Raw genomic sequence first — 12,412 nt, forward strand, 5'->3', positions numbered from 1 at the left:
CAGGCAGAATCGGCACTGCCCGTCAATGCTCTGCCGAGCGGGTCAATACATCCAATTACGGTTCTCGCGCGGATACCTGTTTCCTACTCTGTCGCAGGTCCGAATTACTCGATGAACCGGAGGTTCGATCGTGAAAAAGACCCTGACTGGACTCACCCTTGCAGCCGCATTTGGCTTCACGGCCCTGGCTGCATCACCGGCTGCTGCGGCTCCGCCGTATGCGAACTGCGACGCGGCGGCGGCGGAGGGCGTTTACAACATTGCCGAAGGCCAGCCGGGCTACGAGCCGCGCCTTGACCGAGATGGAGACGGCGTCGCTTGTGAAGGGCCCACGCCTTCACCGACTCCGCCGTCTCCCTCACCCACCACGACGACAGTGCCCCCCGTAGACAACCAGATCGGGAAAACCCCTACGGGCGGCGCCAACACCGGCGTGACTCCGGAGAAAGGCACAGATACCACGGGCGTGCTCCTGGCCGCTGGTGGAGTAGTCGCCGTCGCAGGCATCGCTGCCGGTCTGCGGCGCAAGTCAGGAAACCACACGTAGCCGCATTGGGACTTCACGCATCCGCGGAGTTCCACCGCGGCGGCCGCCAGAGCCGAGTGGCTCTGGCGGCCGTCGCCGCGGTGATTCTTCTCGGCGGCGCCGGCGATACCGGTACGGCCGACGACGGCGCTGCCCGCTACTTCGCCCTCCCCCAGGCAGCTGCGAACGATGCCCTTCGCCCGCTGCCTGCACCACAGAAACCGGAACAGCCCGATACGAACGCTGCCGCACCCCGCATCGTGTCCCTTCCTGCGATTCAGACTCAGTCAGAACTGATGCGGCTCGGACTGCAGCAGGACGGCACCCTGGAAGTTCCCCCGGAATCTCCGGGCTCACCGGCGGGCTGGTACACAGGTTCCCCCTCCCCCGGCGACACCGGGCCGGCCATTCTGCTGGGCCATGTCAACGCCACCGACGGCGGCCCGGGCGTCTTCGCCCGGCTCCGGTCCCTCATCTCTGGAGACCAAGTCACAGTGGAACGGGAAGACGGAGCGAAGGCAGTGTTCACGGTCGTCAGGGGGGAACAGTATGCAAAGGACGCGTTCCCCACCGAAGAGGTCTATGGGAACACGCCCGGGCCCGAGCTGCGGCTGATCACCTGCGACGGATTCGACAGCGCCACCGGGCTCTGGGAGGACAACTATGTTGTGTACGCGGTCCTCACCGACTTGAAATAGGAAACGCCAAGGGCGCTCGGCCCGTACGAATGCGCCGCAGCGATACCGGTAGTCTTTTCGTTTCAAGACAGCAAACTGGGGGAACGGCAAATGGCATTTATGAACGGAAGCGGCATGCGCCCACATCACGCACCGACCGATGTTGGGCAGTTGGACGAGACCGCGGGGGACGAAGCCGCACCCAAGCGCAAACCTCTCACGCTGGGCGGCACACTGGCCGGCCTGATCGTGTTGCTGGGAATCTCAGGGCTGGTCATCGGCATGAATTCAGAGCCTGGCCAGTCTGCCTACAACCTCGGGGTGCTGCTGACCGGGCTCGCTGTGTCAGCTCTCTGGCTCGTGGTGCCGTTTGTGATCGTCCCGCCCTTCTACCGAGCCACGCAAAGCGCCGTTGTGGAACCCTCACCCACGTCCCGGCGCTGGGGCGCTGTACTGTCCGCTGCGGCGATTGCCCCTTCGGTGGTGCACGGAGCGGTGATGGTGCTGGGCACCGTGCTTGCCTACACACAGCACAACCAGGCTTTGGAACAGACACTGGACGCAGCGGTGATCCCGCTGAGATGGATCATGGTCGCGGTGCCTGTCCTCCTGTTCCTGGTCCTCGTCTGGCGCATAAAACGCAGCGGCGCGGTCCGGGCACAGGGTGAGTCCGAAGGGTCTGTTGGGAAGTAACTGCGCGGGCGGCCACACGGCGTAACGTTCCGGGGTTTCTCCCAGATTCGGCCCATAGGGTGGACGCTCCACTCCGGCCACCAACACCGAAGGATCCCGATGTCCCCCGCTGCCACCGCAGAGACCACCAAGACCATCGACGCCCACACCCTGAAGTCCCTGCTCGAGGACACCCCGGCCCTCACGGTCATCGACGTCCGGAACCCGGCTGAGTTCGAGTCCGCACACATCCCGGGCTCCCACAACATTCCGCTGCCCATGCTTTCGGCGCACACTGTTGAGCTGGCCGCCCGGCTGGATGACGGCGTCGTACTGCTCTGCCAGTCCGGTGTACGTGCCAAGCAGGCACATGAGCGCCTCGCCGCCGCCGGGCTGCAGGGCGGGCAGGTGCTCACCGGCAGCGTGGACGACGTCGAGAAGGCCGGCGGTTCCGTGGTCCGCGGCAAGCAGGTCTGGGACATGGAGCGCCAGGTGCGCTTCGCTGCCGGAAGCCTCGTAGGCCTCGGCCTGCTCGCCGGACGCATCGCATCCCCGAAGTTCCGGGTGCTGGCCGGCGGCATCAGCGGCGGCCTGGTGTTCTCTGCCCTTTCCAACACCTGCGCCATGGGCAAGGCCCTGGCCTACCTGCCCTGGAACCAGGGCGCTACCGAGCCGTCCTGGGAAGAGATCCAGGCGAACCTGGACCGCTAGCGGGGGTTCGCGGCAGCTGCCGCAGCACGGTACCGGTCCAGGACTTCAGGGGCCGGCTCGGCAGCCACCGTGGCAGCACCGGCTAGCGGCCACTCGGGCCAGGCTCCGGACAGAGCCGCGGCCGCCTGCCGGGCAGCACCGTTGGCCACATATTCATCCGGAACCGGAACAGTGACCGGCTGGCCGAACACAGCCGAAATCGCCTGCTGCAGAGCTTCGGACCGGGCCGCGCCGCCCACCAAAATGATCCGCCGCACCTGTGTTCCGGAACCGGTGAGGGCAGCCAGCCCGTCCGCCAGCGAGCAGGCAATCGCCTCCACCGCGGCCCGGGCCAGGTTGGCCGGGGTGTAGTTCTGCAGCGTCATCCCATGCAAGGAACCCGTGGCGGTGGGAAGGTTGGGGGTCCGCTCGCCTTCAAAATAGGGAACCATAGTCAGGCCTCCGGCACCGGACGGCGCGGACAGGGCCAGTTCGGAGAACGCCGGCAGATCAACGCCGAGCAGCGCCGCCGTGGCATCCAGCACCCGGGAGCCGTTCAGGGTGCAGGCCAGCGGCAGGAAGTTCCCGGCAGCATCGGCGAACCCGGCCACCAGACCGGATGGATCCTGGGTTGGTGTGTCCGTCACCGCGAACACAGTGCCGGACGTGCCCACCGAAACGACGACGTCGCCCAGGTCCGCGCCGACGCCCAGTGCGGCACCGGCGTTGTCCCCGCTGCCGGCCGCAATGAGCTGGCCGGACGGAGTGCTCAGTCCCGACTCCAGCGGGTCCAGGACCCGGGGCAGCACCGGAACATGGCCAAGGATCCCTTTCAGGACCTCGGGCAGGTACTGGCCCAGGGCTGGAGACCAGTAGCCGGTGCCCGAAGCGTCGGAGCGATCAGTGCAGAGCTTTGCAAGGCCTTCAGCCCCGCTTCCCGGACCGAAGCCGGCGAGCCTCCAGCTGAGCCAGTCATGCGGCAGGCAGACGGCGGCTGCGCGGGCAGCGTTCTCCGGTTCGTTCTCGGCCAGCCAGCGGAGTTTGGCCGCGGTAATGGAGGCTACCGGAACCGTTCCCGTGGCCTGGGCCCAGTACCCGGCGCCGTCCATTCCGGATTCCCGCCCGGCCTCGGCGATCAGGCTGCGGGCGGCGTCGGCTGACCGCGTGTCATTCCACAGCAGTGCCGGGCGCACCACGGCGCCGTCCTCGTCCAGGCACACCATGCCGTGCTGCTGTCCGGATACCGCAATGGCTGCGGCGTCGTCGATTCCGCCCGCGGCCCCAACGGCTTCCTGCAGCGCATCCCACCACGTTTCCGGATCAACTTCCGTCCCGGGTGCGTGCCGGGCAGTGCCGCGGCGGAGCACCTCGCCGGTAGCCGCGTCGCGGATGACGACCTTGCAGGATTGGGTGGAGCTGTCCACTCCGGCGACCAGGGGCATGGGTGCACCTTTCGAAAAGGCAGAAACAGGCAGGAAAAAGCGGGCGGGCCGGCGGGAAACCGGAAAGGGCGTCAGGCCTTCGGCGGACGGCAGCGGATCGCTGACAGGGTGCCGGTCAGCTTCAGCTCACCGGCCGCGAAGGGCAGCAGAACCGTGTCACCGGCGGACAGCGGCCAGCTGCCCTCAGCGGTGGACAGTTCTCCCCCGCCGTCCAGTGCCACCAGGATGCTGAAGCCGGGCTCAAGCACGGTGCTGCTTTCGACGTCGATGCGCTCGGCACGGAAGTACGCTGCGGAAGAAGGTGCCAGGGTGGCGCTTCCCGATCCGCCTCGGACCACCAGGGCATCGACGTCGCCGGCGTCCAGTGCCCGGGTATCCGTGGCCTGCAGGGCCGTGTCGAAACCCAGCCCCAGGTGGCCCTGCGCGGGGCCATCAATGGCGAAGTCCTTCCATTCGAGCAGGATGGAAAGGTCCTCGGGTTCCTGGACCTCGACCAGGAAAATCCCCTCGCCGATTGCGTGGGGGCAGCCCGGCGGAACATAGACGCTGTCACCGGGGTTAACGTCCACCCGGTGCATGGCTGCCAGCATGGCCGGAATGTTCTGTTCATCCACCCAGCTGCGGAGTTCCTCGTCGCTGATTTCCCGGTTGAAGCCCAGGTAGACGGCGCCGCCCTCCAGGATGTACCAGGCTTCGGCCTTGCCGTGCCGGCGGTCCAGGTGCTCGGCAGCGAAGGCACCTTCAGGGTGCAGGTGGACGGGCAGCCGCTGCCCGGCGTCGAGCAGCTTCACCAGCAGCATGGTGTCCGCTCCGTAGCGGTTGACGTGCTCCTCGCCGAGCCAGGCGACGGGGTCGGCGGTGATCTCGTCGCGCAGCAGCCGGGCGGGTGCGGTTTCGCTCAGGCCCAGGACGGGCTCACCGAACAGGGTGGTGGTGGAACCTACCCAGTCCTCGGGGACCCGGTCTCCGGCGGCGGCAGTTCCTCGGAAGCCGCGGATCTTTTCGCCGCCACGGTAAAAGCGGTCGGCGGGCTGGTTGCTGGGAAGGAAAATTGGTGCAGTCACTTGGTTCCTGGGGTTGGTTCGTTCGGACGGGCAGGGTGGGTGCCGGTGCCGCGCTGCAGCAGCCGGGTGGGCAGCACCACCGTTTCAGGGGCAAAATCCTCGCCCCGGATTCTTCGAAAGAGCAGCTCGGCGCCCAGGGCTCCAAGCGCGTAGTTGTCATAGCCAACAACGGTCAGGGGCCGGGGCATCAGCTCCGAGAGGTAGAAGTCGTCAAAGCACACCAGCGGCTCGCCGCGGCCGTGGCTCCACAGTGAGCGCAGCGCGCCCAGGCCGGAGCGGTTGTTGCCGCAGAAGAAGGCGGTGGGCACGTCCTGCCCGGCAAGCACCGAGTCCATCCGTGCCTCGGCCTGTTCGGGGGCCCCGACGTTATGGATCACCGTGGCCTGGGCAAAGTCGAGGCCGCGTTCGCCATACGCCTGCCGGACACCTTCGAGGCGTTCGCTCATGGTGGTCATCTTCAGGGTGTCCACCAGGATCCCGAGCCGGGTGTGCCCCTGGTCCAGCAGCATTCCGGCGGCGGCACGGGCACCGCCGAGGTTATCCAGCACCACCGCATCCGCCGAGAGGCCTTCGGGGCGGCGGTCCAGGAACACCATGGGCGTTCCAAGGTCCATTTCAGTGCGGAGTCCGGCGTGGTCACCCGAGGTGGGTACGATCAGCACCCCGTCCACCCGGCGGCGGCAGAGGTCCTGGACGGCTTCGAGCTCCTCATCTGCGTTCTCTCCCGAGTGCGCCGTGATCATCTGGAACCCGTTCCGGCGGGCGACGTCGGCTGCCGCGGCGGCGATGGTCGAGTAGAACTCGTTGCGCAGGTCCTTGATCAGCAGCCCGATGGTGGCCGTGTGGCCTCCGGACCGCAGCACGGAGGCAGCGAAATTGGGACGGAAGCCCAGCTCCTCCGCCGCCTGGCGGACACGGGCGCTCAGTACCGGGTCCACGGTGGAAACACCGTTGACAACCCGGGAGACGGTTTTTAGGCTCACTCCCGCACGGCGGGCGACATCGGTCATGGTGGCACGGCGGTTCTGGCCAGGCGGTTCCTGCACCATGGCTGACTCCTTCCTTGCACTCTGCGACGAGGGGTGACGACGATGTTAGACAACGTTGTCTTACCTGTATAGCATTGCGAGACAACGTTGTCAGAATGGCGCAGATTACTTCGCACTCTTGGAACTGCTTTGGTTACGGAGCACCCGTGGACGAGCGGTCCGCTGCCCCAGGACACGTCAGAATGAGACTACAAAGGAGTATCTACATGAAGGCACTGAAAAGCGCCTCGCTGCTTGGGGCCCTGGCCCTGGCCGCGGTTTCCCTCTCAGCCTGCACCGAGGACCTGAACGCTTCTTCTTCCGGGGGCGAACAGAGCACGGAAGTTACCTCCGTTGGCCTTATGGTCCAGGACCTGGGCAACCCGTTCTTCGCCTCCATGAAGAACGGCGTGGAAAGCGCTGCCGAAGAACTGGGCGCCACCTTCACCGCACAGGACGGCCGCCAGGACCTCGCAGTTCAGAACGACCAGATTGATGCGTTCATCCAGCAGGGCATCGACGTCCTCCTGATCAACGCCGTCGACTCCGAGGGCATCGGCCCGGCCGTCCAGCGTGCACGTGACGCCGGCATCACCGTCGTCGCCGTTGACGTAGGAGCCAAGAACGCCGAAGCCACGGTCACCACCGACAACGTGCAGGCCGGCCGGCTCGCCTGTGAAAGCCTGATCGAGCAGATCGGCGGCAAGGGCGACATCCTCATCATCGACGGCACGCCCACCACCTCCATCCAGGACCGCGTGGCAGGCTGCGAAGAAGCACTCGCCGAAGCTCCTGAGGTGAAGGTTGTTGGCCAGCAGAACGGCAACAACGGCCGTGAGCGTGCCCTGACCCTGGCCACGGACATGATCACCGCTTCCCCGGGCATCGTCGGCATCTTCGGCGTCAACGATCCCTCTGCCCTGGGCGCCAACCTTGCCGCCCAGCAGGCCGGCAAGACCGACCTGATCATCACCGGCGTCGACGGCTCCCCCGAGGCCGTGGAGGAAATGGGCAAGGCCGCCTCCATGTTCAAGGGCACCGCCGCACAGGACCCGAACCTGCTCGGTTCCACCGCCCTGGAAATGGCCGTGAAGCTGCGCTCCGGAGAAACCCTGGAAAACGACACCGTCCTGGTGCCGAGCTCCATTGTTGATTCCTCCAACCTCGCGACTTACAAGGGCTGGCAGTAACCTCCGCGCCGGCGGCCGGATTCCGGCCGCCGGCGTTTCCCACCGCACCAACAAAGGCTGCAATGCAATGACTAATCCTTTACTGCGCATGAGCGGAGTCAGCAAGAAATTCGGCGGCGCCGTAGCCCTCGATGACGTCCACTTGGAACTCCATGCGGGCGAAGTTCACGCGCTGATGGGGGAAAACGGCGCCGGCAAGTCCACGCTCATGAAAATCCTCTCCGGCGTCTACACACCCGACGCAGGCACGATTGAGCTGAACGGCGAGCAGGTCTCCATCACCAGTCCCCGTGATGCCCTCTCCAAAGGCATCGCCATCATCCACCAGGAACTGAACACCGTTCCGGACATGACGGTGGCGGAAAACCTGTCCCTCGGCAGCGAACCGGGCCGCGGCGGACTCCTGGACCGGAAGGTGCTGCGCCGCTCCGCGCAGGAGAAGCTTGACCGGATCGGCGCGAACGTCCCGGTGGACCTGCCGATCGGCCGCCTCTCCGTGGGTATGCAGCAGATGGTGGAAATCGCCCGCGCCGTGGCGGAAGACGCCAAGATCCTGGTCCTGGACGAACCCACTGCCTCGCTCTCCCAGGCCGAAGCCGACCGGCTCTTCGAGCTGGTGGAGGACATGCGCGGCCGGGGCATGGCCCTGGCCTACATCAGCCACCGCATGGAAGAAGTCTGGAAGCTTTCGGACCGGATCACCGTCCTGCGGGACGGCCGCTGGGTTTCCACCACCAGCCGGGACGAAGCAACCCCGGCAGACATCGTGAACCGGATGGTGGGCCGCGACGTCGACAATCTTTACGTCCACGAGGACCGGGAAGCCGGCCCCACCGTCCTGTCCGTGCGCGGGCTGACCAACGGCCGGGGAATCGGTCCCGTGGACCTGGACATCCGCGCCGGCGAAGTTGTGGGCCTTGTTGGCCTGGTCGGCGCCGGACGCACCGAACTCGCACGCATGATCTTCGGAGCAGATCCCAAGACCGGCGGCACCATCAGCATCGATGGCGAAGAAGTGCGGATCAGTGAGCCGCGGGACGCCATCCGCCACCGGATCGGCCTGCTGCCCGAGAGCCGCAAGGAGCAGGCACTCTTCCTTGACATGTCCATCCGCGACAACGCCGCCATGACCACTTTCGGCCGCTTCAGCTCCGCCGGCGTCATCAAAAAGCGCCGGGTCCGGGATGCGGTCAAGAAAGAGGTCGCCTCACTGCGGGTGCGCAGCACTTCAATCGACCAGCTGGTGAGCGGCCTTTCCGGCGGAAACCAGCAGAAGGTTGTCCTTTCCCGCTGGCTGATGCTCGAACCCAAGGTGCTCATCCTCGACGAGCCCACCCGCGGCGTCGACATTGGCGCCAAGCAGGAGATCTACCGCATCATCGACGACCTGGTGGCCCAGGGCGTCGCGGTGCTGGTTATCTCCTCGGACCTGCCGGAGGCGCTGGGCATCAGTGACCGCGTCTTCGCTGTCCGCGACGGCCAGCTGGTTCAGGAATTCAGCCGGTCTGAAGCAACCGAACAGTCCGTGATGATGTACGCCACCGGCGTCGCCACCGAAGGATCCGCCGAATCCCAGCTTCTGGGGGAAAAGTAAAATGTCCACACTCACTAAGAACCCATCCTCCTCCGCACCCGTTGCCAAGAAGGGCCCCGACCTGCCCTGGCTCTGGGACCGCTACGGCATCCTGGCTGTGCTGGTCCTGCTTGTTGTGATGATGAGCATGTTCGCGCCGAACTTCCTCAGCGTCGACAACGGCCTGAACGTCGCCCGGGCGGTCTCCATCAACGCGATCCTCGCCGCAGGCATGACCCTGGTGATCCTCACCGGCGGCATCGACCTGTCAGTGGGATCCGTGGTCGCCCTGACCGGTGTCAGCTCCGTCCTGCTCTGGACCGCCGGAGCCCCTGCCATTGTGGCCGTCCTCGGCGGCATCGTCGTGGGCGCCGCAACCGGCCTGGTGAACGGCAGCCTGATCGCCTATCTGGGCCTCCCGGCGTTCATCATCACCCTGGGCGCCCTGACGTACATCCGCGGTTTCTCCTACTCCCTCACCGACGCCCAGCCGCTGATCGCCAGCGACCTCGGTTTCCGTGCCCTCGGTAACGGCGGTATCGCCGGCATCCCGACGCCGGTGGTCCTGATGCTTGTTGTCTACGCCGTCCTCTGGTTCGTCCTGGAACGCACCAAGTTCGGCCGGCACATCTACGCAATCGGCGGCAACCGCGAAGCTGCCCGCCTGGCCGGCATCAAGGTCAAGTGGACCCTGGTACGCGTCTACCTGATCATGGGCGCCTGCGCCGGCCTGGCCGGCGTTATCTTCGCCGCCCGGGTGGAGAGCGGCCAGCCCCGCGCCGGTGAAGGCTACGAACTGGACGCAATCGCCGCCGTCGTCCTCGGCGGCACCGCCCTTGCCGGCGGCCGCGGCCGGATTGTGGGCACCCTCATCGGTGCGCTGATCATCGGTGTGCTCAGCAACGGCCTGGTCCTGATGAATGTTCCGTTCTTCTGGCAGCTGGTCGTCAAGGGTGCGGTAATCGTCCTCGCCGTCGGCATTGACGGGCTGAAGAACTTCAAGCGCGCCTAACCCCGGCGTCCTGACCGCAGGCCTGTCCCCTGTTCCGGCAGGGGGCAGGCCTTTCGCACCCCCACGTTCAAGCCCCTTCGCCTCCGCGATCCTCCTCCCCCAGGACCTCCTCCATGAACCTTGAAGACAGCTACGTCATTGGTGTTGACTACGGCACCCTCTCCGGCCGGGCCGTTGTGGTCCGGGTTTCCGACGGCGCGGAACTCGCCGACGCAGCATATGAGTATCCGCACGCGGTGCTCACTGAGACCCTGCCCGGCGGCGGCGTGCAGCTGCCGCCCGAATGGGCTCTGCAGGTACCCGCCGACTACATCCAGGTGCTGCAGCGCGCCGTCCCCGAGGCTGTGCGCCGCGCCGGCATCGACCCCGCCCGGGTGATCGGGCTGGCCACCGACTTCACCGCCTGCACCATGGTGCCGGTAACCTCCGGCGGCGTGCCGCTGTGCGAGGTGCCGGAGTTTGCCGGCCGCCCGCACGCCTACGTCAAGCTGTGGCGCCACCACGCCGCCCAGGGCCAGGCGGACCGCATCAACGAGCTCGCCGCTGCACGCGGCGAGAAGTGGCTCTCCCGCTACGGCGGGCTGATTTCCTCCGAGTGGGAATTCGCCAAGGCCCTGCAGCTGCTCGAGGAAGACCCGGAAATCTACGCGGCCATGGACCACTGGGTCGAGGCGGCCGACTGGATCGTCTGGCAGCTCACCGGTTCCTATGTCCGCAACGCGTGCACCGCCGGCTACAAGGGCATCTATCAGGACGGGGCATATCCCTCAGCGGACTTCCTGCGCGAACTGAACCCGGACTTCGCCGGTTTCGTCACCGACAAGCTCGAGCACACGATCGGGCAGCTGTCCGGCCGCGCCGGCGCCCTGAGCTCGGAAGCCGCAGCCTGGACCGGCCTGCCCGCAGGCATCGCCGTCGCCGTGGGCAACGTGGACGCGCACGTCACCGCCCCGGCGGCCAAAGCCGTGGAACCCGGACAGATGGTCGCCATTATGGGCACCTCCACCTGCCACGTTATGAGCGCCGAGGGCCCGGCGGACGTCCCGGGCATGTGCGGCGCCGTCGACGGCGGCATTGTGGAAGGCCTGTGGGGCTACGAAGCCGGCCAAAGCGGTGTGGGCGACATCTTCGGCTGGTTCGTCCGCACCTGCGTGCCGGCGTCGTACGTCAGCGCTGCAGCCGAGCACGGCCTTGGCGTCCACGAATACCTCACCGAGCTGGCCGCGCAGCAGGCCATCGGCGAACACGGACTGCTGGCACTGGACTGGCACAGCGGAAACCGCTCCGTGCTGGTGGACCACGAACTCTCCGGACTGTTCGTGGGCCAGACCCTGGCCACCCGGCCGGAGGACATGTACCGGGCCCTGCTCGAGGCCACGGCCTTCGGCACCCGGGTGATCGTGGAAGCCTTCAATGACAGCGGCGTTCCGGTGCGCGAACTGACCGTGGCCGGCGGGCTGCTGAAGAACCCGCTGCTGATGCAGATCTACTGCGACGTGCTGAACATGCCGATCTCCGTCATCGGATCCTCCCAGGGCCCTGCCCTGGGCTCCGCGATCCACGCGGCCGTGGCCGCCGGAGCGTACCCGGACATCCGCACCGCCGCCGAAACCATGGGCAACGTGCGCCGCAACGCGTACCTGCCGGACCCGGACAGCGCCCGCGCCTACCAGCAGCTCTTCGACGAGTACCGCCTGCTGCACGACTACTTCGGCCGCGGCGGCAACAACGTTATGCATCGGCTCAAAGCCATGCGCCGCGCGGCGGTTGCCGGGCGGACCGCTTCACAGACGGGAGTCTCCTGATGAACACCGCATCATCCACCGCAGGCGTGCCCGCGGCTTTCCGCGACGACGTCGACCGCCTGAAGGCAGAGGTTGCCGCACTGCACGCGGAACTGGTTGCCAACGAACTGGTGGTCTGGACGGCGGGGAACATCTCCGCCCGCGTCCCCGGCGCAGACCTGATGGTCATCAAGCCCAGCGGCGTGGCCTACTCCGATCTCACCGCGGACGCCATGGTGGTAACCGACCTGTTCGGCACCCTGGTCGAAGGTGATTTCGCCCCCTCCTCGGACACGGCGGCACACGCCTACGTCTACCGCCATATGGAGGACATCGGAGGTGTGGTGCACACCCACTCCACCTATGCCACCGCCTGGGCGGCGCGGGCAGAACCCATCCCCTGTGTGCTGACCATGATGGGCGATGAGTTCGGCGGAGAAATCCCGGTGGGCCCGTTCGCACTTATCGGTGACGACTCAATCGGAGAGGGCATCGTCCAGACGCTTGCCGCCTCGCGTTCCCGGGCCGTGCTGATGCAGAACCACGGCCCGTTCACCGTGGGCAAGGACGCCCGGTCCGCGGTGAAGACCGCCGTCCTCTGCGAGGAAGTGGCCCGCACGGTGCACATCTCCCGGCAGCTCGGCGAACCCAAGCCGATCGAACCGGCCATGATCGATTCCCTGTATAACCGCTACCAGAATGTCTACGGCCAGCACTAGGAATTCTTCCTGGCGCCAAGGCGCAGAAGGAGCCC

At 66.6% G+C, this 12,412-nt stretch carries 12 protein-coding genes; 9 read left to right on the forward strand and 3 right to left on the reverse strand.

Annotated elements, in window-relative coordinates:
- The first annotated feature begins 130 nt into the window (after positions 1-130).
- The 4 genes from ACWGQ2_RS02470 to ACWGQ2_RS02485 all read left to right on the forward strand — a co-directional run bounded on the left by ACWGQ2_RS02470 (position 131) and on the right by ACWGQ2_RS02485 (position 2,586).
- Positions 131-547 carry an excalibur calcium-binding domain-containing protein gene (locus tag ACWGQ2_RS02470; RefSeq protein WP_452013977.1) on the forward strand — a complete coding sequence of 139 codons (417 nt, stop codon included), beginning with the start codon at positions 131-133 and terminating at the stop codon, positions 545-547.
- 5 nt (positions 548-552) lie between these two features.
- Positions 553-1,224, forward strand: coding sequence for a class F sortase (locus tag ACWGQ2_RS02475; RefSeq protein ID WP_452013979.1), 672 nt, complete (start codon positions 553-555; stop codon positions 1,222-1,224).
- Between the two features lie 114 nt (positions 1,225-1,338).
- Positions 1,339-1,896, forward strand: coding sequence for a hypothetical protein (locus ACWGQ2_RS02480; protein ID WP_452013981.1), 558 nt, complete (start codon positions 1,339-1,341; stop codon positions 1,894-1,896).
- A gap of 99 nt (positions 1,897-1,995) precedes the next feature.
- Complete coding sequence (locus tag ACWGQ2_RS02485) at positions 1,996-2,586, forward strand: rhodanese-like domain-containing protein (RefSeq protein ID WP_452013983.1); 591 nt, start codon at positions 1,996-1,998, stop codon at positions 2,584-2,586.
- Here the strand turns inward: ACWGQ2_RS02485 and ACWGQ2_RS02490 are convergent.
- The 3 genes from ACWGQ2_RS02490 to ACWGQ2_RS02500 form a co-directional block, all read right to left on the reverse strand.
- Positions 2,583-4,007, reverse strand: a complete 1,425-nt coding sequence (locus ACWGQ2_RS02490; protein ID WP_452013985.1) for a xylulokinase — start codon at positions 4,005-4,007, stop codon at positions 2,583-2,585. The two genes, ACWGQ2_RS02485 and ACWGQ2_RS02490, sit on opposite strands and share 4 nt — an antisense overlap.
- A 71-nt stretch (positions 4,008-4,078) precedes the next feature.
- Positions 4,079-5,071, reverse strand: a complete 993-nt coding sequence (locus ACWGQ2_RS02495) for a class I mannose-6-phosphate isomerase (RefSeq protein ID WP_452013987.1) — start codon at positions 5,069-5,071, stop codon at positions 4,079-4,081.
- Positions 5,068-6,120 (reverse strand): LacI family DNA-binding transcriptional regulator, encoded by a 1,053-nt coding sequence (locus ACWGQ2_RS02500; protein WP_452013989.1) that lies wholly within the window; start codon positions 6,118-6,120, stop codon positions 5,068-5,070. Before ACWGQ2_RS02500 ends, ACWGQ2_RS02495 begins: the two co-directional genes overlap by 4 nt.
- Before the next feature lie 206 nt (positions 6,121-6,326).
- On the opposite strand from ACWGQ2_RS02500, the gene ACWGQ2_RS02505 reads away from it, so the two are divergent.
- The 5 genes from ACWGQ2_RS02505 (at position 6,327) to ACWGQ2_RS02525 (ending at position 12,377) form a co-directional block, all read left to right on the forward strand.
- Positions 6,327-7,289, forward strand: coding sequence for an ABC transporter substrate-binding protein (locus tag ACWGQ2_RS02505; RefSeq protein ID WP_452013991.1), 963 nt, complete (start codon positions 6,327-6,329; stop codon positions 7,287-7,289).
- 67 nt (positions 7,290-7,356) lie between these two features.
- A complete protein-coding gene (locus tag ACWGQ2_RS02510) occupies positions 7,357-8,883 on the forward strand; it encodes a sugar ABC transporter ATP-binding protein (protein WP_452013993.1) in 1,527 nt (508 codons plus the stop codon).
- A 1-nt stretch (position 8,884) separates the two neighbouring features.
- On the forward strand, positions 8,885-9,874 hold the full coding sequence (locus ACWGQ2_RS02515; protein ID WP_452013995.1) for an ABC transporter permease subunit: 990 nt from the start codon (positions 8,885-8,887) through the stop codon (positions 9,872-9,874).
- Positions 9,875-9,987: 113 nt separating this feature from the next.
- Complete coding sequence (araB, locus tag ACWGQ2_RS02520; RefSeq protein ID WP_452013997.1) at positions 9,988-11,679, forward strand: ribulokinase; 1,692 nt, start codon at positions 9,988-9,990, stop codon at positions 11,677-11,679.
- Complete coding sequence (locus ACWGQ2_RS02525; protein WP_452013999.1) at positions 11,679-12,377, forward strand: L-ribulose-5-phosphate 4-epimerase; 699 nt, start codon at positions 11,679-11,681, stop codon at positions 12,375-12,377. Before araB ends, ACWGQ2_RS02525 begins: the two co-directional genes overlap by 1 nt.
- The last annotated feature ends 35 nt before the right edge of the window (positions 12,378-12,412 follow it).

The organism is Arthrobacter sp. NPDC055585 (genome assembly GCF_053619115.1).

Excerpts from the sequence above, each read along its gene's own strand:
- ACWGQ2_RS02515 (WP_452013995.1), top strand. The coding sequence starts at position 8,885 with ATGTCCACACTCACTAAGAACCCATCCTCCTCCGCACCCGTTGCCAAG.
- ACWGQ2_RS02505 (WP_452013991.1), top strand. The coding sequence starts at position 6,327 with ATGAAGGCACTGAAAAGCGCCTCGCTGCTTGGGGCCCTGGCCCTGGCC.
- ACWGQ2_RS02510 (WP_452013993.1), top strand. The coding sequence starts at position 7,357 with ATGACTAATCCTTTACTGCGCATGAGCGGAGTCAGCAAGAAATTCGGC.
- ACWGQ2_RS02525 (WP_452013999.1), top strand. The coding sequence starts at position 11,679 with ATGAACACCGCATCATCCACCGCAGGCGTGCCCGCGGCTTTCCGCGAC.
- ACWGQ2_RS02490 (WP_452013985.1), bottom strand. The coding sequence starts at position 4,007 with ATGCCCCTGGTCGCCGGAGTGGACAGCTCCACCCAATCCTGCAAGGTC.
- ACWGQ2_RS02480 (WP_452013981.1), top strand. The coding sequence starts at position 1,339 with ATGCGCCCACATCACGCACCGACCGATGTTGGGCAGTTGGACGAGACC.
- ACWGQ2_RS02500 (WP_452013989.1), bottom strand. The coding sequence starts at position 6,120 with ATGGTGCAGGAACCGCCTGGCCAGAACCGCCGTGCCACCATGACCGAT.
- araB (WP_452013997.1), top strand. The coding sequence starts at position 9,988 with ATGAACCTTGAAGACAGCTACGTCATTGGTGTTGACTACGGCACCCTC.
- ACWGQ2_RS02485 (WP_452013983.1), top strand. The coding sequence starts at position 1,996 with ATGTCCCCCGCTGCCACCGCAGAGACCACCAAGACCATCGACGCCCAC.